At 55.7% G+C, this 23,671-nt stretch carries 21 protein-coding genes; 8 read left to right on the top strand and 13 right to left on the bottom strand.

Features of this window, described 5'->3' with window-relative positions:
* Positions 1-99: 99 nt before the first annotated feature.
* Positions 100-999: an SDR family oxidoreductase gene (locus ACL2XO_RS05365; protein WP_413726564.1), complete on the top strand. Its 900-nt coding sequence runs from the start codon at positions 100-102 to the stop codon at positions 997-999.
* A gap of 64 nt (positions 1,000-1,063) precedes the next feature.
* Here ACL2XO_RS05365 and exbD read toward each other — a convergent pair whose 3' ends face one another.
* Together exbD and exbB are read right to left on the bottom strand one after the other, a co-directional pair.
* Positions 1,064-1,489: a TonB system transport protein ExbD gene (gene exbD / locus ACL2XO_RS05360; protein ID WP_413726563.1), complete on the bottom strand. Its 426-nt coding sequence runs from the start codon at positions 1,487-1,489 to the stop codon at positions 1,064-1,066.
* Between the two features lie 3 nt (positions 1,490-1,492).
* Positions 1,493-2,488, bottom strand: coding sequence for a tol-pal system-associated acyl-CoA thioesterase (gene exbB / locus ACL2XO_RS05355; RefSeq protein WP_413742334.1), 996 nt, complete (start codon positions 2,486-2,488; stop codon positions 1,493-1,495).
* A gap of 396 nt (positions 2,489-2,884) precedes the next feature.
* On the opposite strand from exbB, the gene metC reads away from it, so the two are divergent.
* A complete protein-coding gene (gene metC, locus ACL2XO_RS05350; protein WP_413742333.1) occupies positions 2,885-4,081 on the top strand; it encodes a cystathionine beta-lyase in 1,197 nt (398 codons plus the stop codon).
* A 123-nt stretch (positions 4,082-4,204) separates the two neighbouring features.
* The gene (locus ACL2XO_RS05345) at positions 4,205-4,870 is read left to right on the top strand and encodes a DedA family protein (RefSeq protein WP_132923455.1); all 666 of its coding nucleotides are present in this window, start codon (positions 4,205-4,207) and stop codon (positions 4,868-4,870) included.
* 5 nt (positions 4,871-4,875) lie between these two features.
* On the opposite strand, the gene ACL2XO_RS05340 is transcribed toward ACL2XO_RS05345, so the two are convergent.
* Positions 4,876-5,790 (bottom strand): AraC family transcriptional regulator, encoded by a 915-nt coding sequence (locus ACL2XO_RS05340; protein ID WP_132923456.1) that lies wholly within the window; start codon positions 5,788-5,790, stop codon positions 4,876-4,878.
* Between the two features lie 254 nt (positions 5,791-6,044).
* On the opposite strand from ACL2XO_RS05340, the gene dkgA reads away from it, so the two are divergent.
* Positions 6,045-6,875 carry a 2,5-didehydrogluconate reductase DkgA gene (dkgA, locus tag ACL2XO_RS05335; protein ID WP_203522840.1) on the top strand — a complete coding sequence of 277 codons (831 nt, stop codon included), beginning with the start codon at positions 6,045-6,047 and terminating at the stop codon, positions 6,873-6,875.
* Positions 6,876-7,045: 170 nt separating this feature from the next.
* Here the strand turns inward: dkgA and ftsP are convergent, their stop codons facing one another.
* The 3 genes from ftsP to parC form a co-directional block, all read right to left on the bottom strand.
* Positions 7,046-8,461 carry a cell division protein FtsP gene (gene ftsP, locus ACL2XO_RS05330; protein WP_413726560.1) on the bottom strand — a complete coding sequence of 472 codons (1,416 nt, stop codon included), beginning with the start codon at positions 8,459-8,461 and terminating at the stop codon, positions 7,046-7,048.
* 94 nt (positions 8,462-8,555) lie between these two features.
* Positions 8,556-9,290 carry a 1-acylglycerol-3-phosphate O-acyltransferase gene (locus ACL2XO_RS05325; protein WP_132923459.1) on the bottom strand — a complete coding sequence of 245 codons (735 nt, stop codon included), beginning with the start codon at positions 9,288-9,290 and terminating at the stop codon, positions 8,556-8,558.
* A gap of 221 nt (positions 9,291-9,511) precedes the next feature.
* The gene (parC, locus tag ACL2XO_RS05320; protein ID WP_413742332.1) at positions 9,512-11,800 is read right to left on the bottom strand and encodes a DNA topoisomerase IV subunit A; all 2,289 of its coding nucleotides are present in this window, start codon (positions 11,798-11,800) and stop codon (positions 9,512-9,514) included.
* A gap of 261 nt (positions 11,801-12,061) precedes the next feature.
* Here parC and ACL2XO_RS05315 point away from each other — a divergent pair, with 261 nt between their 5' ends.
* The 3 genes from ACL2XO_RS05315 to glpT all read left to right on the top strand — a co-directional run bounded on the left by ACL2XO_RS05315 (position 12,062) and on the right by glpT (position 15,419).
* Positions 12,062-12,373, top strand: a complete 312-nt coding sequence (locus tag ACL2XO_RS05315; protein WP_132923461.1) for a putative quinol monooxygenase — start codon at positions 12,062-12,064, stop codon at positions 12,371-12,373.
* Positions 12,374-13,023: 650 nt separating this feature from the next.
* Positions 13,024-13,818: a leucine-rich repeat domain-containing protein gene (locus ACL2XO_RS05310; protein ID WP_413726558.1), complete on the top strand. Its 795-nt coding sequence runs from the start codon at positions 13,024-13,026 to the stop codon at positions 13,816-13,818.
* A 245-nt stretch (positions 13,819-14,063) separates the two neighbouring features.
* Entirely contained in the window at positions 14,064-15,419 is a 1,356-nt protein-coding gene (gene glpT, locus ACL2XO_RS05305) for a glycerol-3-phosphate transporter (protein WP_413742331.1), read from the top strand.
* A 302-nt stretch (positions 15,420-15,721) separates the two neighbouring features.
* Here glpT and mtnK read toward each other — a convergent pair whose 3' ends face one another.
* On the bottom strand, positions 15,722-16,921 hold the full coding sequence (gene mtnK, locus ACL2XO_RS05300; protein WP_413742330.1) for an S-methyl-5-thioribose kinase: 1,200 nt from the start codon (positions 16,919-16,921) through the stop codon (positions 15,722-15,724).
* A gap of 102 nt (positions 16,922-17,023) precedes the next feature.
* Between mtnK and mtnA the strand changes: the two genes are divergently transcribed.
* Positions 17,024-18,055 (top strand): S-methyl-5-thioribose-1-phosphate isomerase, encoded by a 1,032-nt coding sequence (gene mtnA / locus ACL2XO_RS05295; protein WP_413742329.1) that lies wholly within the window; start codon positions 17,024-17,026, stop codon positions 18,053-18,055.
* An 80-nt stretch (positions 18,056-18,135) separates the two neighbouring features.
* Here the strand turns inward: mtnA and ACL2XO_RS05290 are convergent, their stop codons facing one another.
* The 6 genes from ACL2XO_RS05290 to cpdA all read right to left on the bottom strand — a co-directional run bounded on the left by ACL2XO_RS05290 (position 18,136) and on the right by cpdA (position 23,665).
* A complete protein-coding gene (locus ACL2XO_RS05290) occupies positions 18,136-18,681 on the bottom strand; it encodes a 1,2-dihydroxy-3-keto-5-methylthiopentene dioxygenase (protein WP_413726554.1) in 546 nt (181 codons plus the stop codon).
* Positions 18,678-19,367 (bottom strand): acireductone synthase, encoded by a 690-nt coding sequence (gene mtnC, locus ACL2XO_RS05285; protein WP_413742328.1) that lies wholly within the window; start codon positions 19,365-19,367, stop codon positions 18,678-18,680. Before mtnC ends, ACL2XO_RS05290 begins: the two co-directional genes overlap by 4 nt.
* Entirely contained in the window at positions 19,364-19,978 is a 615-nt protein-coding gene (locus ACL2XO_RS05280) for a methylthioribulose 1-phosphate dehydratase (RefSeq protein WP_413742327.1), read from the bottom strand. The genes mtnC and ACL2XO_RS05280 overlap by 4 nt, the downstream gene beginning before the upstream one ends.
* A gap of 286 nt (positions 19,979-20,264) precedes the next feature.
* Positions 20,265-22,160, bottom strand: coding sequence for a DNA topoisomerase IV subunit B (parE, locus tag ACL2XO_RS05275; RefSeq protein WP_413726551.1), 1,896 nt, complete (start codon positions 22,158-22,160; stop codon positions 20,265-20,267).
* A 96-nt stretch (positions 22,161-22,256) separates the two neighbouring features.
* The gene (gene yqiA, locus ACL2XO_RS05270; protein ID WP_413742326.1) at positions 22,257-22,838 is read right to left on the bottom strand and encodes an esterase YqiA; all 582 of its coding nucleotides are present in this window, start codon (positions 22,836-22,838) and stop codon (positions 22,257-22,259) included.
* Positions 22,838-23,665: a 3',5'-cyclic-AMP phosphodiesterase gene (gene cpdA / locus ACL2XO_RS05265; protein WP_207917854.1), complete on the bottom strand. Its 828-nt coding sequence runs from the start codon at positions 23,663-23,665 to the stop codon at positions 22,838-22,840. The genes yqiA and cpdA overlap by 1 nt, the downstream gene beginning before the upstream one ends.
* Positions 23,666-23,671 lie beyond the last annotated feature (6 nt).

Below are 23,671 nucleotides of genomic sequence, written 5' to 3'. Positions count from 1 at the left end.
CAACTTAATATTCCCCATTTTCACTCATTAGACAAAGCGTCAAAATCGACTAGGCTTACTAATAATTATTACAGTCCGAACGAGCTCAAGGTGATTAAAATGGCCGAATCAGATCAATATAAAATGCAAAATCCTTTAACCCAATATCCGGCGGGCGAGTTCCCAAAACAACAGCAGTCATCGCCGGGTCTGCAATCGGAGATGGGGCCGGTTCCGGATTGCGGCGAGAGCACCTATCGGGGCAGCGGCCGGCTGACGGGGCGCAAGGCGCTGATCACGGGGGGCGACTCCGGTATCGGCCGCGCAGTGGCTATCGCTTTTGCCCGTGAAGGCGCGGATATCGCCCTCTCTTATCATCCGGATGAACAAAAAGATGCCGATCAGGTCGCGGAGCTGATTAAAGAGGCCGGCCGAAACCTGGTGATGTTGCCGGGAGATTTAAGCGATGAGTCCGTCAACATCAAAACGGTGGAAAACGCGCTCAATCAGCTCGGAGGCCTAGATATTTTGGCGATAGTGGCCGGTAAGCAAACCGCGGTCGATGATATTGCCGAACTGACCACCGAGCAATTTCGCAAAACGTTTGAAACCAATGTCTTCTCGCTGTTCTGGATAACCAAAGCCGCAGTGCCGCATATGCCGGCGGGCGCCTCAATCATTACCACCTCGTCCATTCAGGCATACCAGCCCAGTCCTTCCCTGCTGGATTACGCTTCCACCAAAGCCGCCATCCTCACCTATACCCGCGCGTTGGCAAAGCAGGTTATCTCAAAGGGGATAAGAGTAAACAGCGTCGCCCCCGGCCCCATCTGGACCGCGCTGCAGGTTACCGGCGGCCAGCCCATTGAAAAGCTCCCGCATTTCGGTTCGCAGACGCCGATGGGACGTGCCGGACAGCCCGCCGAACTGGCGCCGATCTATGTCTATCTGGCATCCCAGGAATCCAGTTATGTCACCGCTGAAGTACACGGCGTGACCGGCGGCAACCATTTAGGTTAATGATGCGGGGATAGGTATGTTTTACTCTTGATTATACTTTTGCGCCAAGGGGATGCCATGGGAATCACCGTTGTCCGGGGGTTTCCATACCCACCAGGCCCACTTTGAAATAGCCCGCCTTGCGCAAACCGTCCATCACCGACATCATGGTTTCATAATCCACCTGTTTATCGGCTTGAAAAAAGATGGTGGTGTCTTTATTACCCTGGGTCTGAAGGTTAAGAGCGTCTGCCAGCGTATTCATATCCACCGCCCGATCGCCGATAAACAGCTGCTTATCCGCTTTGACCGATAAATAAACCGGCTTTACCGGCCGGGGCTGGGCCAAAGCGGTGGAGTTAGGCAAATTCACCCGGATATCCACCGTTGCCAACGGGGCGGCCACCATGAATATAATCAACAACACCAGCATGACGTCAATGAAAGGCGTCACGTTGATATCATGCATTTCGCCGTCGCCATCGATGTCTTCGTTCAAATGCATCGCCATAGTCTACCCTAACCGAAGCTTTGCAACGGCTTTGTGTTCGCGGTTGCCGGCGCCGGCGGCCAAATCCAGATCGCGCCCCAGCAGCAGGAGAATTTGCGCCGCGCTGTCCCCTACCATGGCCTTATAGCCGGCAATGGTGCGGGCAAAGATATTGTAAATCACCACCGCCGGAATGGCGGCGAATAAACCCACGGCCGTGGCCAGTAATGCTTCGGCTATACCCGGCGCCACCACCGCCAGGTTGGTGGTTTGAGTATGCGCTATGCCGATAAAACTGTTCATTATGCCCCATACCGTACCAAACAGGCCGATAAAGGGGGATATGGCGCCGATAGTGGCTAAAAATCCGTTGCCTTTGCCCATCATCCGGCTGGCAGCCGCCACCCGCCGTTCCAATCGAAAAGCGGCGCGCTCTTTGATGCCTGCGCTATCGTTGGTTCCAGCGGATAAATCCAGTTCATTTTGCACTTCAGCCACCAGACGGGAGCTGACGCCTTCGGTCCGAAATGCGGCGACGGTTTCAATCGCCTCATCCAGACTGCGTACGTTTTTTAACGTTCTCAATTCATCACGCAGACGCCGTTTGGCCGACATCAGTTCGATACCTTTGCCGAAGAAAAGCGCCCAGGTGATAATCGATGCTATCAGCAGACCGACCAGCACGGTTTTCACCACCACATCGGCATGCCGGTACATTCCCCATACCGACAGATCCATTTGGGCAAGCTGCTGGGCCGAACCCATATCGGTACTCAAAGGTCCGGATAACGCGGGGGTCCGCTGGATGTTTTGGTCCAGGGCGGCATCTTGGGACGGCGCCTGTTGAACATTTTGGGCGCCGGGGTCTTGGGCGGCGGCCTGCGGCGGCGCCGCGGCGCTTAATGCACATGAAAATAGTGACGCCGCCGCCAGGCCGCGCAGGATCGCAGGCAGCGGGCCGGCGCATCGCCGAGCCTTAAAGGATAGGTCCTGGATAATCGTCATGACAGCCGTCTTCACGAAATGCCTCCACCGGAATCTGTTACAGGAAATTTAATCAGCGAGAATGATAACAAACAGGACGCGAATTGATAGTGGTTCTCATTATTATTTGTATCAATTTTATTATGCGGCCAGAAATCTACCCAATAGTTTCACTTCATTAATAAATGGTAGCTTAATTTGTAACGTATTTATCAAGATTACCGACAGCGGGAGGTTTTAGCGTCCGTTCTCCAGCCATCATTTTACGCCGCTGAATCATGAAAGGCGTTAATGGTTTTTTAACGCGTTAAAACGCCTGCCGTCGGCGTGCAATCGTGTTAACTTAACTACGCGAAAGGGGGGTGTAATCGAGGCTTTCCCCGGCCTGCGGAATCGTAAGTGAAACCATAAGCGAAAGGCATAGCGCAGAACATGACGGTTAAGAAAATTGAAACGGCGCTGATCGCTGCCGGGAGAGATAAAAAATTCACCCAGGGCTCGGTCAATGCGGTCATTCAACGGGCTTCCTCGTTGGTTTTTGATTCGGTTCAGGCCAAAAAGCACGCTACCGAGCAGCGGGCGAACGGGGAACTGTTTTACGGCCGGCGGGGTACCCTGACCCATTTCTCATTGCAACAAGCCATGGTGGAACTGGAAGGCGGAGCAGGCTGCGCTCTGTATCCTTGCGGAGCCGCCGCCGTAACCAATTCCATCCTCTCTTTCGTTTCCGCCGGGGATCATGTTTTGGTTACCGGATCCGTTTATGAACCCACCACGGATTTTTGCCGGCATATTCTGGGCAAGCTGAATGTCGCCACCACCTGGTTTGACCCGATGATAGGCGCCGGCATAGCGGATCTTATCCAGGAAAACACCCGCGTGGTGTTTTTGGAATCGCCGGGATCCATCACCATGGAGGTGCAGGACATTCCGGCCATCGTGCGGGCAGTGCGATCCGTTAATCCCCAGATTGTGATTATGCTGGATAACACCTGGGCCGCGGGTATTCTCTTGCCGGCGCTGGCGCTGGGCGTGGATATCTCCATCCAGGCCGGTACGAAGTATATTATCGGCCACTCCGACGCCATGCTGGGCACCGCGGTAGCCAACGCCCGCTGCTGGGATCAGTTGCGCGAGCAATCCTATCTGATGGGTCAAATGGCGGATGCCGATACGGCATATATGGCCGCCCGTGGTCTGCGGACGCTGGGCGTCCGGCTTAAACAGCACGAGGCAAACGGCCTGCGGGTGGCGCGTTGGCTGGCCGAACGCCCTGAAGTGGCGACGGTAAATCATCCGGCCCTGCCCGGCAGCCGGGGCCATGAATTCTTCCTGCGGGATTTCAAGGGCGCCAGCGGGCTGTTTTCCTTTATTTTGGCAAAGAGGCTGAGCCAGCGGCAGCTTGAACACTACCTCGATCATTTCGAGCATTTCAGCATGGCTTACTCGTGGGGAGGGTATGAATCCTTGATACTGGCCAATCAGCCCGAAGAGATCGCGGCCATACGGCCGGCCGGCGGGGTGGATTTCACCGGGACCCTGGTGAGGGTTCATATCGGTCTGGAGAATGTCGATGACCTTATCGCCGATCTGGAAGCCGGTTTTGTTCGGATCGGGGAGGCGGGGTAATCGCTCATTGACCCAAAGAGGTCTAAAATAGTTAATGAAAATTGTCTGATTGGGCGGGCCGTCGAGGACAAGCCGGTCTATTGACGATACGCTGTGGCACTAAAACGAGATGAGCAGGTTCGAATGGGTGTATTACATGAGATTGTCCGCGCACTTTGGCAACAGGATTTTGCCGCATTAGCCAACCCGCGGGTAATTTGGGTGGTCTATTGCGTAATATTCACGATGTTGTTCTTGGAAAATGGACTACTGCCGGCCTCATTTTTACCTGGTGACAGTTTATTATTGCTTTCCGGCGCCATGGTGGCGAAAGGGGTAATGAGTTTTGTCCCCACGCTGCTGATTCTCACCGCCGCCGCGGGCCTGGGCTGCTGGTTCAGTTATCTACAGGGGCGCTGGCTGGGTGACACCCGCATTGTCAGAAGCTGGCTGCTCCATCTGCCCGCCCATTATCATCAACGCGCCTACACCATGTTCAACCGCCACGGACTGATGGCGCTGCTGGTGGGCCGCTTTTTGGCCTTTGTCCGCACCCTGCTGCCGACCATCGCCGGTATTTCCGGACTGAGCAATACCCGCTTTCAGCTTTTCAACTGGCTGAGCGCGCTGATATGGGTCAGCGCCTTGCTGACGCTGGGGTACTCCTTAAGCCATATGCCATTGCTGAAACACCATGAAGATCAGGTCATGATGATCCTGATGGTGTTGCCGCTGATATTGCTGTGCAGCGGGCTGGTGGGAACCCTGCTGCTGCTCTGGCGTAAACGCAAGATAAAAGATACCGCCTGAAATAATTAAATCTGCATAGCCGAACCGGAGCCGGGAGTTCGAATTCGCGCCACGTCTTCCCTGGGGGAAACGCCGAAGTAGCGTTTGAATTCCCGGCTGAACTGGGACGGGCTTTCATACCCCACCCGCATGGCGGCGGTGCCGGCATTCAAACCGTCATGCAGCATCAACACCCGCGCCTTATGCAGCCGATAGGTTTTAAGATACTGCAGCGGCGAGGTGCTGGTCACCGCCTTGAAATTATGATGAAAAGCCGACAGGCTCATGTTGACGTCGGCGGCCAGCTGTTCAATGGTCAGGTTATCGGCGAACTGCCTTTCTATTTTTTTAAGTATCTTGGCGATCTGATTGAAATGCGTTTGCCGGTTCGCCAGCGCAAACAGCGCATCTCCGCAGACGTCCTGCAGCAGATAATAGATGATTTCCCGCACGATATTCGGCCCCAGCACTCTTGCATCCATGGGCTTATCCATAATATCCAGCAGGCGTTCCGCGGCGCAGAACAGCTCCTCGGTCAAGGGCGCCGCATTGATGCCGCTGGAGCGGGCGGTTACCGGCCGGAACTGCGCGTCATCTCCCATGGAGATAATCAGATCCTGCAACATCAGGGTATCCACGCCAATCGCCAACCCCACCAGAGGTTCTTGCGCCGAGGCAAAGGTTTCGCATTCAAACGGCAGCGGCACGCTCAGCAATAAATATTTGCTGGCGTTATAGTCAAAGACCTTGTTGCCGAGATAGCCGGTTTTTCGCCCCTGGAAAAGAATGATAATGCCCGGCTCATACATAACCGGCGTGCGGGCACAATAGGTATCGGTAAACAGCAGCCTGACATAGGGTATGGTTACCCGGTTTTTCTGCTGCAGCAACTCCATGGCGCGTATCGATAACCGGGTACAAATGGAGTGGTTCTCTGTCATCGTACGGATTCTCTCTATTGAATGATTCAACATTTATTTTGCCATTTATGGCGATATTTCTCTAATTATTAGGATAAATAGGCAAACAGCGAGGAGGAATATGCATTGAATCACGATGCCGCGTTAATCACAATAGAGGATAGGAATGTATACCTCATGACCTGCCGCATCCCGTGGCGTCTACTAGACTAGTGATACAGATTTTACCACTGCCGGCCTATTGCGCGCCGGCAACCGGCTATAAAGGAGATACTATGGCAACGCAACCTACAGTGACTTTTCATGATGGGCAGACCATGCCGCAGTTTGGCTTAGGCGTGTGGCAGGCCAGTAACGAAGAGGCCTTATCCTCGGTCCGGGAAGCATTAAAACTGGGTTATCGCTCCATTGATACCGCCGCCATTTACCGTAATGAAGTGGGCGTAGGGCAAGGGATCAAAGCCGCCGCGCTTCCCCGCGAAGAGCTGTTTATCACCACCAAACTTTGGAACGCGGACCAAAGCGCCGCGCCTAAAGCCATGGAAGAGAGCCTGAAAAAACTCCAGCTTGATTACGTTGACCTCTATCTGATGCACTGGCCGGCGCCGGCGCAGGACACCTATGTCCGGGCCTGGCGGGATATGGTCAAGCTAAAGGAAGAGGGGCTGGCCAAAAGCATAGGGGTGTGTAACTTCCATGCCCCCCATCTGCAACGGCTGTTTGATGAAACCGGCGTGGTTCCGGTTATCAACCAGATCGAACTCCATCCGTTGCTGCAACAGCGCGAACTAAGCAAGTTCAACGCTGCCCATGACATTATCACCGAGGCCTGGAGCCCGCTGGCCCAAGGCGGGAAAGGGGTATTTGATCAGCCGATTATTCGCCAGCTGGCGGAAAAATATGGCAAGACCCCGGCGCAGATCGTTATCCGTTGGCATCTGGATTCCCAGCGTGTAGTGATCCCGAAATCCGTCACCCCGGCGCGTATCAAGGAAAATGCCGAGGTTTTCGATTTCAAGCTGGAACAAAGCGAACTGGACGCCATCGGGCGGTTGGATAGCGGCAAACGCCTGGGGCCGAACCCGGATACCTTTGTTAAACCCTAACCGCAGGCTGAATGTCCAAGGTGCAAGGTCGGGACAGAGTGCGAGAGGGTAAACTCGCCGTGAATCCTTCCCTGGGGGCTCGATCCGCGCCATCCCTGGCGCGGACGGATTACTCCTCTCGCACCCTTTCCCACCCTTATTGGCTCCGAATCATCTGTACATGCCCAGTTTTATGAGGAAGTTTGCACGATAAACTGGCCGGCGCAGCCGCGGTCGGCCAGTTCCAGGACCTGGTTATAATACATAAAGGGGAAATGACCCGAGGAGACCTGGGGATACCAGACCATCAGCTCTATTTCGGTCTCCACCCAAACCGTATCCTTCCAGCCCTGATCTTCCGGCAGCGGCGCGTTGCCGTTAACCCGTTTGATCAAAAACGCTACGCCCTGGATATGAAAGGGCTGTGGCGTATCGGCATAAATTATCCACCGTTCAAAACTGCCCTGCAGCGCCTGGAAATCCGTGCGGTTCATGTCCCAGAGGGCGCCGTTGATTCCCGGCAGGCTCCCTCCCAGACGGAACTCGCGGGTGCGGCTGATATTGCCGTCCACGAACTGATCCGGCAGCAGGCGCATGGGCAAATTATCCGTCACCAGCGGCAGCAGGCCGGTTGGCTTCAAGGTCAAGACCACGGTGGAAATCAATATGGTCGAAGGCTCAAAAAAGCCCCGGACCCTGTCCATCAGGCCCGCCGCGGCACCGACGGTAATGGACACTTCTTCCCCTTTCGACATATCAATGAGGATTTCACGGCGCTCGCCGGGCACCAGTGACAATTGGGTCACCGCAACCGGCGCTGGTAAAAAGCCCTGGTCGCCGGCCACCACCTGCATTGACCGGCCGTCGCTGAGCTGCAGCCGGTAGTTGCGGGCATTGGACGCGTTGATCAACCGCAGCCGCACCCAGCCGCGGGAGACTTCAAGGAATGGGCTTTGCACGCCGTTGGTCAATAAGGTATCGCCGAGAAAGCCGCCGCTGGAGGGCGGGTCGTACACCGGCGCGCCGAAATTATCCAGCCGTTTATCCTGGATAATCACCGGAAAATCATCCACTCCGTAATGATTGGGCAACGGCAGTCCTTTGCTTACCTCATCTTCCACCAGCCAAAGTCCGGCCAGTCCATTATAAACATGTTGGGCCATGCGGTTAGGGGTATTGGCATGATACCAGCAGGTTGCCGCCGGCTGGCGGATAGGCAATACCGGAGACCAGTCGACATTGGGGGACATCATGCGGGGCGCCCCGCCCATCAGTGAACCGGGCACCTGCAGGCCGCTGACGGTCATGGCCACCGGCTCGTTGAGGCGGTTGTTATAGATAAGCTTGACGTCGTCGCCGTTATAAACCCGCACCGTCGGCCCCAGATAACCGCCGTTGATGCCCCAGGTCGCCGTCCTGCGGCCGGGGATAAATTCCCAATGCGCCTGCTGCAGGGTTAAAAACAGCGGCTGGCCGCGACGGGACTCCAGCAACGGCGGCACCGGTAAGGCGGCCGGCTGTCCGGAGGCCCCTGCCCTCAGCGGTATGGCGCCGGAACAAAGCGCAATGCCCGAAGCCTGAATGAACTGACGTCGACTGAGTGACATATCTACTCCACAAGAACCCTGCAACCTGAAGTATTAAGGGTATATATATCCGGCGGCGGTCCCGCCGGTAACGGCACGGGACAAAGAAGCCCGCCTATTTTATCCGCGCTTCGCGCTCAGCCACTTCCGCATTCAGTTCCGCCAGCTTGGCCGCCATGATGTTGCGGCAATCTTCCGTCAGCACCCGCACCTTATCGCGGCTGTAGGCTGCGGTATCCACCGGCGGCATGACTTCAACAATGACCAGCCCGTTCGACCAGCGATTAAGCTTGATTTTATTGGAGGTGTTAGACACGCAAATCGGCACAATCGGCACTCCGGCGGCGATGGCCGCATGGAAAGCGCCGGTTTTGAACGGCATCAGCCCCCGGCCCCGGCTCCGGGTCCCTTCCGGAAACATCCAGATGGAGATATTTTTCTTTTTGATTTGGCGAACGACTTCGTTGATAGTACCGTGCGCCTTGGAACGATTTTCCCTATCTATCAATAAATTGCCCGCCAGCCAATACAGTTGGCCAAATAAGGGTATCCACAGCAGGCTTTTTTTCCCCACCGTAACCGTTCTGGGCTGCACAGCGCTCGCGGCGGTCACCATATCATAATTATTTTGATGATTAGCAATATAAATGCAGTTTTGCCGGGTCGTCATGGATGAAGGGCAACGTATCTCCACCTTTAGCCCTAAAAGCGGCGCCAGACGGCCGAACATATGGCCGAAGGTAGCGACATGGCGAGGATTTCGCGGACTGAAAAGACAATAAATCAACCCAAAGACGCAGATACAAGCAGACAGCACTATCACCAGAATTGTGCGAATAATCGCTAACATATTAACCTCTTAACCCTCAGCCACCGCCAGTATACCGGCTTGATGACAAATTACACGGCTATTACCGGCTCGGATCCGGCCCAACCGGCCGGATCCACGGTTTTTATTTTTTATCCCCTCAAACTTCAAGCTGCCGGTGCGTTGGCTTTCCCGCGACTTGAATTATTTAGGGTAGTCGAGTGCGGCCTGCCCGCCCGCGACGCGGGCAGGCGAGATCATACTCAGCGATCCGGCGCATCCCCTTCCGGGGAGAGAGCAGCCGCTAACGGATCATCCAGCTCAATGCGATCGATACGCTGCAGGCCGCGAGGCAGCAGGGTGCCTTTACGGCCGCGTTCGGCACGGTATTTCTGTAAATCCTCGGGACGCAGAGTGAGTTTGCGTTTACCGACAAAGAAGGTCACCGACGCCTTGGTGGAAAGCAACAGCAGCCAGGCCATACGATCCTTGCCCGACGCCGCGTCCGCCGCCGCAATGGAAATGATTTTATTGCCCTTGCCTTTGGAGAGCAGCGGCAAATCCCCCACCGGGAATAACAGTATCCGGCCGGCCTCGGTTATCACCAGCAATAGGGAATCGACAGCGTCGTTAACCCAAAGCGGCGCCATGACTTTGGCGTTTTCCGGCAGGGTCAGCATGGCCTTGCCGGCCCGGTTCCGGGCGACCAGGTCTTCGAAGGTACACAAGAACCCATAACCCGCGTCCGAGGCCAGCAGCAATTTTTGATCGCTGGGGGCGGTCAGCATCCGGTCGACGGTCGCCCCCGGCGGCAGGGTGAGTTTGCCGGTTAAGGGCTCGCCCTGTCCCCGGGCCGAAGGCAGGGAGGAGGGATCTAATGCATAGCTGCGGCCGGTGGAATCAATAAAGACCACCGGCTGATTGCTGATGCCCCGCGCGGCGGAGAGGAAGGTGTCGCCGGATTTGTAGTTCAACGCGCCCGGGTCGATATCATGGCCTTTGGCGCTGCGCACCCACCCCATGGTGGAGAGGACAATGGTTACCGGCTCGGAGGGAACCAGTTCATGCTCGCTGAGGGCCTTGGCCTCATCTCGCGCCACCAAAGGCGAACGACGGGGATCGCCATAGGCGGAGACATCCGTCTCGATTTCTTTTTTCAGCAGATTGCTGAGCTTGCGTTCAGAGGCGAGAATGCCCTGGAGCTTTTCACGCTCTTTCTCCAGCTCCGCCTGTTCACCGCGGATTTTCATCTCTTCGAGCTTGGCCAAATGACGCAGTTTCAATTCCAGAATGGCGTCGGCCTGGGTATCGCTCAGCGCGAAAGCCTGCATTAACACCTGTTTGGGCTCATCCTCGGTACGGATGATGCGGATCACCTCGTCAAGGTTGAGATAGGCCACCAGCAGCCCTTCGAGAATATGCAGGCGGCGCAGCACTTTTTCCAGCCGGAAGTTCAGGCGGCGCCGGACCGTATTCCGGCGGTAAACCAGCCATTCGGTGAGAATTTCCAGCAGGTTCTTCACCGCCGGCCTGGCATCCAGGCCGATCATATTCATATTGATACGATAGCTGCGCTCCAAATCGGTGGTGGCGAACAGATGATTCATGACCTGTTCCAGATCGATGCGGTTCGATCGGGGCACCACCACCAGCCGGGTGGGGTTTTCATGATCCGATTCATCCCGCAGATCCTCCACCATCGGCAGTTTTTTTGCGCGCATCTGGCTGGCGATCTGTTCCAGCACTTTCGCCCCTGACACCTGGTGAGGCAATGCGGTGATAACGGCATCGCCATCCTCCATATGCCATAAGGCGCGCATGCGCACCGATCCGCGCCCGCTTTGGTATATTTTGAGGATTTCATCGCGGGGGGTAATGATTTCCGCATCGGTGGGGAAATCCGGCCCCTTCACATGATTAAGCAAGTCTTCCAGGGTGGCTGCGGGATTATTCAGCAGCTCGATGATGGCGGCGCCCACCTCGGCGACATTATGGGGCGGAATGTCGGTGGCCATACCGACGGCAATGCCGGTGGTGCCGTTCAACAGAATGTTGGGCAACCGCGCCGGCAGCGTTTTCGGCTCTTGCAGCGTCCCGTCGAAATTAGGGGCATAATCCACCGTCCCCTGCCCCAGTTCGCTCAGCAGCAGCTCCGCGTACTTGGAAAGGCGGGACTCGGTATACCGCATGGCGGCGAAGGATTTCGGGTCATCCGGCGCCCCCCAGTTACCCTGGCCGTCCACCAGCGGATAGCGGTAGGAAAAAGGCTGGGCCATCAGCACCATGGCTTCGTAGCAGGCGCTGTCGCCGTGGGGATGATACTTACCCAAGACGTCGCCGACGGTTCGGGCGGACTTTTTGTATTTCGCGTTGGCGTTTAATCCCAGTTCCGACATCGCATAGACGATACGGCGCTGTACCGGCTTCAGCCCGTCGCCGATAAAGGGTAATGCGCGATCCATGATGACGTACATGGAGTAGTTAAGGTACGCATTTTCGGTGAATTTATGCAGCGCCAGGCGTTCCGCGCCGTCATGAGCCAAATCACTCATTGATTGTTCTTCCTCTTACCGCGGTGTGTTCGGGAGTAGATTGGCACACCCTGGGGTATGTTGGTTTCAAGCCAATGATAGTACCTTATCCGGCCTATGGCTGTCACAGGGGTTAATTGCCGCGGCGCCGGCCTTCATATGCAATGATTTCCTAAAGCAGCCGCTCATCGATCAAGACATTATAAAATATCGCGAGCATCTGGGCCGCGTCTTTGGTTAACTAGTGGGCGCCCCCATTTTTATCCAAAGACAGAGGAAGTAATGATCACGGTAATTGCAGAAATCAAAGTTAAACCGGGACGACGAGAAGCGGTTTTAGCAGCTATCCAGGCACTGCGGCCCAACGTGCTGGCCGAAGATGGCTGCGGTGAATATACTTTGCTGACCGACTACAAAGCGCAAGTGCCGTGGCGCAAAACCGCCCCTGACTCCATCTTCATGCTGGAGCAGTGGAAAAGCATACGTCATCTTGAACAGCATCAACAGGCGCCGCACATGGATGCGCACCGCGCCCACATCAGGAACGACGTTATGGATGTCACTTTCCATATTCTGGAGAAGCGTACCGATTGATTAACGCCTATATCGATGGCGATTTGCCGTAAGCACTGCCTCCGACAATCACTGGCGTTATGCAGGTGGTTGTCGGATTATCTCCGGGGGGATTAAGATGCCATTGATGAGATTGAAATTGGCCCTTCGCTAATTTACACCGTGCCGTCCGCATTGTAGTATTATATAGTCGCCGCCGTGGCAGGGTCCTTGTTACCATGGAGGGTTAATTAATTTCATGGTTTCAACACCTGCTTTGAGATAATGAATACTTTTACTGATATTGATAATGCGGATAATGATTATTATAAAAATAGCCATGATCAGTGAAAAAGAAGCATCGCCAACAGCCATTACACATGCTTGAAAAATATATTTTACAAATGATGATAAATGCGTTAGAAACTAAAATATATCATTTTACAGTTACTGATTTTGGAAAATTAAGCCAGCCATGGCCGATGCCGATACTCTTGTTTTGAATATCTTTCATTAACATAACGGATTGAATGGCCCTCGGCAGGAGTCAGAGGAATACATATTATATAATATCTCTCAGTGAGTATTTTGGCTTTTTTCGAGTCTTAGAATGGTTAAGGCAAAAATTATATTTATTTTAATAATCCAATTTTAAAAAATATTTATGACACCAATTAAGGATTCCATGCCCTATGAATTTTTCAACATTAAAGACATGTTATTCCACTGCGGCATGTGAAAGTATTGAATGCGTTGGATTACTCAGTAACGAATTGTATGATTCATGGGGTTACTGGCAAAATCAGGCGGCTCACGGCAGCGACGAATTGCGGCAGATAGCCGTGGATATGCTTGAGGACTGCTGGCAAAGAAAATGTAATCAGTTAAGCTTGGTCGATCTTAATCTCACCACCCTGCCGCCTAATATGTCGCATCTTTATTGGTTGGAAATACTTGACGTCCACAATAATAAGCTGACATCCCTGCCGAACGATTTGCCGCCGAATCTGCGCAAGCTCAACGTCGGCCATAACCGGCTAAAAAAAATTTCGGCGAGGAAGCTTACCGATTTAAAGGAGCTAAACGCCGCCAACAATAAATTAAGCAGGCTGCCGACGCATTTGCCCGATTCCCTTGAGATCCTTAATGTCCAAAATAACCGGCTGTCGCGCTTATCGGAAAAACCGCCATTATCGCCATTATCGCTGCGCGTCCTTTTTATCAATAAAAGCCTGCTGACAACGCTGCCTGCGGAATGGGCCCGCCTGAGCACCGACGCCGCCGGGCACGGACCTGCGGCGGCGTTTTTCACCGTCGATGAGCGGGAAGCCGATAACCACAACGAAGACGTAGTGTCCGCGATACAGTCGGTATCCGAACCCGCCTTGTCAAACCGGCCGCGGGAATCATCCCAACCCAGGTGGAGGCTCGCGTTTGTCGCCGGTTGGGATGCCCTGTGCCAAAAAATATCCTTAAAAAAATGTTAGGCTCGGGCATCTTAATGAAATATTCACGGTAGCCTCGCCGTGAATTATGCGCCGCCCGCCGGCTATTACCCTAAAGTTTATAGAGTTATTATCTGATTAAGGCAAATTCCTGTCATATATTGAACTCCCATCCGCTCTGTCTTCACAGAAGGTCATTTCCCTTGGCGACATGACTTGTTTCGACGTTCATACTTCCGCCGCCTGAAACCGCAGGCAGCCCATACCATGACAATACCGGAGATAAGATGTTAAGTTTGTTCAAACCCGCCGCCCATCGGCCAAGGGTACCGGATCAAAGCACCGATCCTCTTTATCGCCGTTTGCGCCGGCAATTGTTTCTCGGCATTTTTTTTGGCTATGCCGCTTATTATCTGGTGCGGAAAAACTTCGCCCTGGCGATGCCCCAACTGATGGAACAGGGATTTTCAAAAGGAGATCTGGGCATTGCCCTGTCCGGCGTTTCCCTGGCTTATGGTATTTCCAAATTTGTCATGGGATCGGTTTCCGACCGGTCCAATGCCCGCCTGTTTCTACCCACCGGCCTGTTTCTCGCCGGGGCGGTAATGCTTTTCATGGGGCTGGTGCCCTGGGCGACCTCCGGTATCGCCATCATGTATGTCCTGCTGTTCATCTGCGGCTGGTTTCAGGGCATGGGCTGGCCCGCCTGCGGCAGGGTGATGGTGCACTGGTGGTCCCATAAGGAACGGGGGCCGATTGTCTCGGTATGGAACTGCGCCCACAATGTCGGCGGCGGTATACCGCCACTATTAGCCATGGTGGGCATGGCCTTGTTTGGCGACTGGCACAGCAAACTCTATCTGCCGGCGCTGGCGGCCATGGCCATGGCGCTGGTGGCATGGCTGCTGGTGCGCGATACGCCGCAATCCTGCGGACTGCCGCCCATCGAAGAATATAAAAATGATTTTCCGGAGCACTACGACGGGGAAAACGCCGAACGGGAACTCACCACCCGTGAAATCCTGTTGAAGTACGTCTTGCCCAGCAGGTTATTGTGGTACATCGCGCTGGCGAACGTTTTTATCTATTTGCTGCGCTATGGCATTCTGGACTGGTCGCCCACCTACCTGAAAGAAGTGAAACACTTCACGCTGGAAAAATCGTCCTGGAGCTATTTTCTTTATGAATACGCCGGTATTCCCGGTACCTTGCTGTGCGGCTGGATGTCCGACAAGGTCTTTAACAGGAATCGCGGCGCCACCGGCGTCTTTTTCATGGTGCTGGTGACCATCGCCACGGTGGTGTACTGGCTCAATCCGGCCGGCAACCCCGGTGTGGACATGTTGTGCATGCTGGTCATCGGTTTCCTGATTTACGGTCCGGTCATGCTGATAGGCCTGCATGCGCTTGAGCTGGCGCCGAAAAAAGCCGCCGGTACCGCCGCTGGTTTTACCGGCCTGTTCGGTTATCTGGGCGGTTCCATAGCCGCCAGCGCCGTTATCGGCTATACCGTGGATTTCTTCGGCTGGGACGGCGGTTTCATGGTCATGATAGGCGGCTGCGTCCTGGCGGTGCTGTTGCTGTTATTGACTATGCTCAGCGAAACAAAACGGCCCGCCTTAACCGACGCCGCAGCGGAGTAGCATGCTGAAACGGGGTCACTCAGTTAAGGCGTTCATTGCGGCCTCGCAAGGTGGCCGGGAACGCCTGACCTGATTGGCGCCGATGTTGTCCTAGAAGATTAATTTAAATACGCCGGTAATGGTCAGCAGGCCGACAATAAAGATAATTGCGATAATCCAGAGAAATATTTTCATTCCGTTTCCTTCTTGTGAGGTGGGATATCATCAATGCGGAGTTAAGTGGATGATATCTTTAAATGAGTATAGAAGAAGAAAATGAAATTGACAGGCCGGGGCTGTATTAAGCCGCCCCGGACGGAACCTTAGCCGCTCTGCCGTATGCAGGCCATCAACGCCGCCGCATCGTCGATGCGCGGCGCCGACAGGATCAGCATTTTACCCAGCTTCAATGCATGATGCTGGCATTTATGCCGCATGGCGGCATCGGTCACGGTATCCAGATCCGCCACATGGGCCAGGCCGATGGTGCGGCGAATCAATTCGGTACCGCAATAGCCCAGGGCATCGGTCCAGACCTGCCGGAGGAAATAGCCGGCATAGCCCGATTCGGCAAGGGCGGGGTCTCGGGTGTTTTCCGCCGCCAGCGTCCGGAATCTCCCGGCAAAGGCCTGCCACAGTTCGCCGATATCCTGCAGACGCTGTTCACGGCCCGCGGCGGCCTCAGGCGGCCCCAGCAATCCCGGCAGGCCGCAGTAGTTCAGCAGCAGATTGCCGATGGCGGTGCCGATATCAAACCCGATGGGGCCGTAATAACCGAACTCCGCATCGATAACCTTTAGCCGGTCTTCGGCGACAAAGATCGATCCGGTATGGATATCGCCATGCAGCAATGCTTCCGCTTTAGTGAGGAAACGATGCTTAAGCGCCGCCACCGCCAGCTTGAGATCGGAATCGCTTTGTAATGAGGCCACCGCTTCGTTCAGCGCCGGCTCGTAGGAGTTACGGTCGTGGCCGCCGTAGGGATCGGTGAAAAACAGATCTTCGGTGATCTGGCACATTTCCGGATTGCTGAACCGGCCCACCTCGGCTTTTTTTTCGTGGGGATGCTGATAGAAATCCGAGGTATGAAACAGGGTTCTGGCCAGATACTCCCCCAATTGGCGGGCGGCCTGGGGATAATAGCGGCCATAGGCCAGTTCCCGCCGCCAGATGGCCATGGAAGACAAATCCTCCTGAATCATCACCGCCAGACCGGCGTTATGATGCAGGACTCGCACGGTATGCTGCGGACAATAACGGCCATGGGCAAGGAGGGTTTCTGCCTCGATACGGGCGCGATCGAGGGTGAGTGGCCATGATTCGCCGACGCAGCGCACATAGGGCAACGCCTGTTTGACCACTACCCGGCTAACGCCTTGGCCGTCGAGGATTTTAAACACCAGATTGAGATTGCCGTCCCCCACCTCCTCGGCGTTTATCAACGTTTCCGCGTCGCTGAGCCCGGCATAACGGCGGGCATAATCAACGGCATCGGCGGCGGTAAGCGTACGGTAAGCGGACATATTTCAGCACCTCTATTTAAGAGTATGGACGTCTATACTTCTTTACGTCATGTTGGCAGAATACCTTTTTTGGCGCAATAACCTAAAAGGATTTAACAACTGATGCAGAACATTAACGCCACCAGTTTGCGGGTGCTGGATAACCGCTTGTGGATATTGGATCAGCAGGCGCTGCCGCAGCAAAAAAACTGGTATCGGGTCTCCACTGTGCATGAGCTTATTGATCATGTCCGCGCCCTTCGGGTACGCGGCGCGCCGCTGATTGGTTTGACCGCCAGCCTGCTGCTGGGCCTGCTGGCGGAGCAAGGGATGTCGCGCACGGAGCTGTTGTCCGCCCTGGCGCAATTGCTGGCGGCGCGCCCCACCGCCGTGAATCTGATGAATAACCTGGCGCGGATGGGCGAAGCGCTGGCAACGGCCGATTATTGCGATGCCATGGGACGGGAAGCGCTGCGGCTGGTGGAGGAAGATCGGGCGCTTTGCGAGGCTATCGCCGGCCATGGCGCGACGCTGGTGAGTCCCGGCAGCCGCCTGTTGACCCATTGCAATACCGGCGGGCTGGCTACCGCCGGTATCGGCACCGCGCTGGGAGTGATACGCCGCGCGCATCGACAGGGCAAAGTGAAACGGGTGTGGGTGGGTGAAACCCGGCCGCTGCTGCAGGGCGGACGCCTGACCGCCTGGGAGCTGGGCGAACTGTCCATACCCTATACCCTGATTTGCGATTCCATGGCCGCCGGGCTTATGGCCCGGGGCGAGGTGGACGCCGTTTGGGCGGGGGCGGATCGCATCGCCGCCAACGGCGACGTGGCCAATAAAATCGGCACCTATGGCCTGGCGGTGCTGGCGCATTACCATGGCGTCCCGTTTTATGTCGCCGCGCCACATACCACCCATGACGCGGCGTGCGCCGATGGGGGTGCGATTCCTATTGAGCAGCGGGATGCGGGGGAAGTTACCGGCGTAAGCGGCGGTTTCGGCAGCTGCCGCTGGGCGCCGGAATGCGCGGAGGTTTATAATCCGGCCTTTGATGTGACTCCTGCATCACTTATCAGCGCCTGGGTGCTGGATAGCGGCGTTATTACCTCCGGGCAGGTGGCCGCGGGGGTTTTCCGGCGACCGCTGGTTAGCTGATTGCTTTTTCAAAACCCGCATACCTTGCACAGTGGGCCTTCAACACGTTGGCTGCACGATCGGCGATCGCGGGCCGGGTCTTAGCGTTCCAGCCGCGGGTAGTTATCGGCGATGGGATCGCCGGTGAAGCGGGCTACCCAGCCCTCGGGATTGTCGAACAGTCTGATGGCGGTGAAATGCGGCGCGGCACCCATATCGAACCAGTGGGGTGTGCCCGCCGGCACGGAGATCAAATCGTTTTTTTCGCACAAGATTTGCAGGATTTTCCCCGCGATGTGCAGGCAAAACAGACCAGAGCCTTCGACAAAAAACCGCACCTCATCTTCACCATGGGTATGTTCAGAGAGGAATTTGGCGCGCAGCTCCTGCCGTTGGGGGTGATCTGCGCGCATGCTGATCACGTCCCAGGTTTGATAGCCTTTCTCCGCCACCAGCCGTTGGATGGCCTGTTGATAAGCGGCAAGGACCTCCTCCGGCTGCGGATCGCCGCCCAGTTCGCGGTCGGCTCGCCAGCGTTCGAAACGGACGCCGACCGCATTCAGCTGCCCGCGGATGGCATCGGCGTCACGGCTTTGCCAAATGGGCCGGCTCGCATCGGAATCGGTGAAAATGGTTAACGCGCTCATGAGGCCAGCTCCTGTAAATCAATTTGGTTAAAATGAGTTGCCTGGGGATGCAGCGGCGGGCATTTCACCGGGTCCCGAATCAGCTGACAGGTACGCCAGCCCGCCTCCCGCGCGGCATCAAGCTCTTGGATAATGTCTGATAAAAAAAGTATTTCCTTAGGCGGGCACTGCAAGCGGGCGGCAATATTGCGATAGGATGCCGCTTGTCGTTTAGCCCCTATGCGGGTGTCGAAATAGCCGTTGAACAGCGGACGCAAGTCTCCCGACTCGCTGTAGCCAAACAGCAGCTGCTGAGCTTCTACCGAGCCGGAAGAATAGGCATAAAGGGAGATTCCCTGTTGCCGCCACTCAGCCAACCGGGGAGCGACGTCGGGATAGAGATGGCCCTGGAAGTCCCCTTTCAGGTAGCCTTCACGCCAAATCATGCCCTGTATGATTTTCAGGGCGGTGGATTTCCAATCCTCATCCATAAAACTGAACAATTCAGCAATCATATCGGCTACGGTGGCGCCAGGACGGGCTATTTCATGGCGCAATTCCGACAAAGCCGCGGCCACTTCCGGTTCATGTTCGCGCCGGCGCAGGAATTCGGACAGCCGCTCCCGGGCATAAGGGAACAGGACCTGATGTACAAAGCGGATATCGCTGGTGGTACCTTCGATATCGGTCACGACGGCCTTGATCATTTCGCCTCCAGCAAACGACGCTGCAACGCGCATTGAAACAGGAACTCCAGCCCTTCCAAATGGCGTCGGGCTTCTTTAACATCCCGTCCCCAGCAATACAGGCCGTGGCCGCGCACCAGAAAACCATGACGCAGTCCCTCCAGCTTATCGCGTGCCGCCACCCGCTCCGCCAGGGCGGCGATATCCTGATCGTTATCGAATATTGCGACGGTCACCGGAGTTAAATGACTATGAACGCCGGCGAGGGATTTTTGCATTTCATATCCGTTCAGGACCAGCGAATCACCCGCTTGCGCGAGCGAGAGTACGGTGGCATTCACCGAATGGGTATGCAATATCGCCCCTACCAGCGGGTCACGGCGATAAATCAGCGTATGCAGTGCGGTCTCCGCCGACGGCCTGCGGTGGTCGTCCACCCGCTGGTTCAAAATATCCACCCGCAAAAAATGTTCGGCCTCCAGGCAGCCTTTATCCTGGCCCGACTCGCTGATAAGGCAGATTTGCCCGTCCAGGCGTACCGACATATTGCCGCCGGTGGCCGGGCACCAGCCCTTTGCGCCGATCCAATGGCATGCGGCCACCAGCTCGGCTAATTGCTGAGTCACTATCATAAGTATCCATTCTCCAGAAGCGCAGTCTCTCAGTCCGGGAAATATAGCCGTGTAACCGTCCGTATGTCTTTACAGCCAGAAATAGTAACATCGGGTTAATGTGGCGGCAACAGCGTACACAGAGGGTTTCGGAGCGCGCGGGCAAAAGGATATGGCTTGATATGGCAGAATGATTTTTATAGGCAAGCAGCGCAAGCGCGTAATCAGGCAGCTTTATATACCGGCCCGGCGGATGGCGATAAAGGACAGGTCGCGCTCCGGACAAATGCGGAGCGCGAGGGAATTATCATACTTCGATTTCAGCTTCGTCGCCTTTTTCCTGCAGCCAGTTGCGCCGGTCTTCCGAGCGTTTCTTCGCTAACAGCATATCCATCATCAGCAGCGTTTGTTCCACGTCTTCATCATCAATGGTCAGTTGCACCAGCCGGCGGGTGTTGGGATCGAGGGTCGTCTCCCGCAGTTGCAGCGGATTCATTTCCCCCAGCCCTTTGAAACGCTGCACGTTAGGCGTGCCTTTTTTGCGTTTGAGCTGTTCGAGCACGCCGGCTTTCTCGCTCTCGTCCAAGGCGTAATAGACCTCTTTGCCAAGATCGATGCGATAGAGCGGCGGCATGGCGACGTAGACATGGCCGCCTTTCACTACCGGTCGAAAATGCCGCACGAACAAGGCGCACAGCAGGGTGGCGATATGCAAACCGTCCGAGTCGGCATCCGCCAGGATACAAATCTTGCCGTAGCGCAACTGGCTTAAATCATCGCTATCGGGATCGATGCCGATGGCCACCGAAATATCATGCACTTCCTGGGACGCCAACACCTCATCGGAAGAGACTTCCCAGGTGTTGAGGATTTTGCCCTTCAGCGGCATGATGGCCTGGTATTCGCGATCCCGCGCCTGTTTGGCCGAACCGCCCGCCGAATCACCTTCCACCAGGAACAGTTCGGTACGGGCCAGGTCCTGGGCGGTGCAATCCGCCAATTTGCCCGGCAGGGCCGGTCCGCTGGTGAGCTTTTTGCGCACCACTTTTTTCGACGCCCGCAGGCGCCGCTGGGCGCTGGAAATCGCCAGCTCCGCCAACTGCTCGGCGACCTGGATATTCTGATTCAGCCACAGGCTGAACGCATCTTTCACCACGCCGGAAACAAAAGCGGCGCACTGCCTGGAAGAGAGACGTTCCTTGGTCTGGCCGGCGAACTGCGGGTCCTGCATTTTCACCGACAGCACGTAGGCGCAGCGCTCCCAAATATCTTCCGCCGACAGCTTGACGCCGCGGGGCAGGATATTGCGGTATTCGCAGAAGTCCCGCATAGCGTCCAGCAGCCCCTGCCGCAGGCCGTTAACGTGGGTGCCGCCCTGGGGCGTTGGGATCAGGTTGACATAACTTTCGGTCAACAGCTCGCCGCCCTCCGGCAGCCAGAGCAGCGCCCAATCCACCGTTTCGGTATCGCTGGCGAAGCTGCCGACAAACGGCGCTTCCGGCAGGGTAATCAGGCCATTGATCGCCTGATTGAGATAATCGGTGAGGCCGGACTGATAGCACCAGCTCTGCTCAGTGTTATTCACCTGATCGATAAACACAATTTCAACGCCGGGACAGAGCACCGCTTTCGCCTTCAGCAGATGGGTCAGGCGCGAGGCGGAAAAGCGCGGGCTGTCGAAGAACTGCGGATCGGGCCAAAAATGTACGCTGGTGCCGGTATTGCGTTTGGGGCAGGTGCCTTTTATCGATAGATCTTCTACTTTATCGCCGTTCTCGAAGGCGATGCCGTAGATATTGCCGTTGCGGCGAACGGTGACATCCACCCGGATGGAAAGTGCATTCACCACCGAGATGCCGACGCCGTGCAAGCCGCCGGAAAACTGATAGCTCTTGTTGGAAAACTTACCGCCCGCGTGCAGGCGGCACATGATCAGTTCCACCGCCGGCACGCCCTCTTCCGTATGGATGTCCACGGGCATGCCGCGGCCGTCATCGGTCACTTCCAGGGATTGATCGGCGTAAAGAATCACCTCAATGCGCTTGGCATGGCCGGCAAGCGCCTCATCGACGCTGTTATCGACAACCTCTTGTCCCAAATGGTTGGGGCGCGTGGTATCAGTATACATGCCGGGACGGCGGCGCACCGGCTCCAGTCCGCTGAGCACTTCTATCGCGTCGGCATTATAGGTTTCTTGTGTCATGGTTTAATCGACTATCGTGACAAATTGTTGGAGAGCCTACCGCAAAGGGCACCGGTTCGGAAAGTGTTAATTCGCACAAGACGATGCGCAGAGGATTCAGACAGCGGCGAGCCCGAGGAAATCCACGATGGGGGAGAAATAATGTTCGAAGCCGATAAATGCATGATTCCCCCCTGACTCCACCGTTTGACGGCAATGAGTGTAGTACTCCTGCGCCTGGCGGTAATCCAGGATCTCGTCCCCCGTTTGCTGCAGTAGCCAGATAAGATCCGGCGATGCCGGCTTCTCCACCTGCATGGACTTCAAATCGTAAATATGACGAGACTCTAGCACATAACGCTGACCGGTGTAGGGATTCTCGTTAACGCCTAAAAATCCCGTCAGCAGCTCATAGGGACGTACCACCGGGTTAACCACCACGGCGGGCAGCTTGAAGGTTTGCGATAGCCAGGTGGCGTAATAGCCGCCGAGGGATGACCCCACCAGTCCCAGCGGTTCGCCGGCGTTCTCCAGCACCAGCCTTTCGAGCAATTCCGCGGTCTCGGCGGGATACATCGGCAGCTGCGGCACGATCATTTTCACGGAGGGATGGTGCTGAGGCAGCCAGGCCTTGAGTGAAGTCGCCTTGGAGGATAAAGGGGAACTGTTGAAACCGTGCAGATAGAGCAGAACAGCCATTAATAGCCTTCCGAATCCGTATCCGGCAAATACGCCACGCCCGATAACCGGTGGACTTCGGTTTCAAGCTTGCCGTCCGGATAGAGATCGAGATAACGCCAGCCCGGGCCGACGGAATCGATGGTGAAATTGGTGCAATGGGGTTTGAACTGCACGCAGGTGGAGGGTGACGCCAGAACGCGCCGGCCTTGCCAGTCCAAATCCAGTTCCTGATGGATATGACCGCACAATAAGGTCTTAACCCGCGGGAAATTATTCAGCACCGCCGCCAGCATATGGGCATTGCGCAAGCTGTGCTGATCCAGCCAGATGCATCCCGAAGCGGAAGGATGATGGTGCAGCAGCAGCAGCGTGTGGCGCTCCGGCTGCAGCCGAAGGGTTTTATCCAGCCATTCCAGCTGGTATTCGCTCAGTTCGCCGTGAGGCACGCCGAATACCTGACTATCCAGCAGGATCAACTGCCAATTGTCACCCAGAAGCACATGCTTGGACGGCGAAATGCCGCACTCGTCAAGCACCTTAACCATCGCCGGCTGGAAATCGTGGTTGCCCGGCAGCCAAACGCAGGGAGCGGGCAGGCGCGAAATGCCCTTGGCGAAAAGCTGATACGCTTCAAGTGAATGATCCTGGGCCAGATCCCCGGTGGCCACCACCAAATCATACCGATGCTGTTCCGCTTCTATCGCGTCCAGTACCGCACAATAGCTACGATAGGTGTTCACCCCAAGCAGCGCCTCATCCTCACCGGCAAACAGATGAGTGTCTGTGATTTGTAAAATCCTGATTATGGCCCCATTCGCCACAGGAAGTCTCAACAGGCTTTCCAAAGGGTA

The sequence above is a fragment of the Sodalis sp. RH15 genome (assembly GCF_047324255.1).
Taxonomy (GTDB): domain Bacteria; phylum Pseudomonadota; class Gammaproteobacteria; order Enterobacterales; family Enterobacteriaceae; genus Acerihabitans; species Acerihabitans ligni.
The sequence above is the reverse complement of the archived record's forward strand: the minus strand, read 5'-3'. Positions and strand labels throughout refer to the sequence as shown.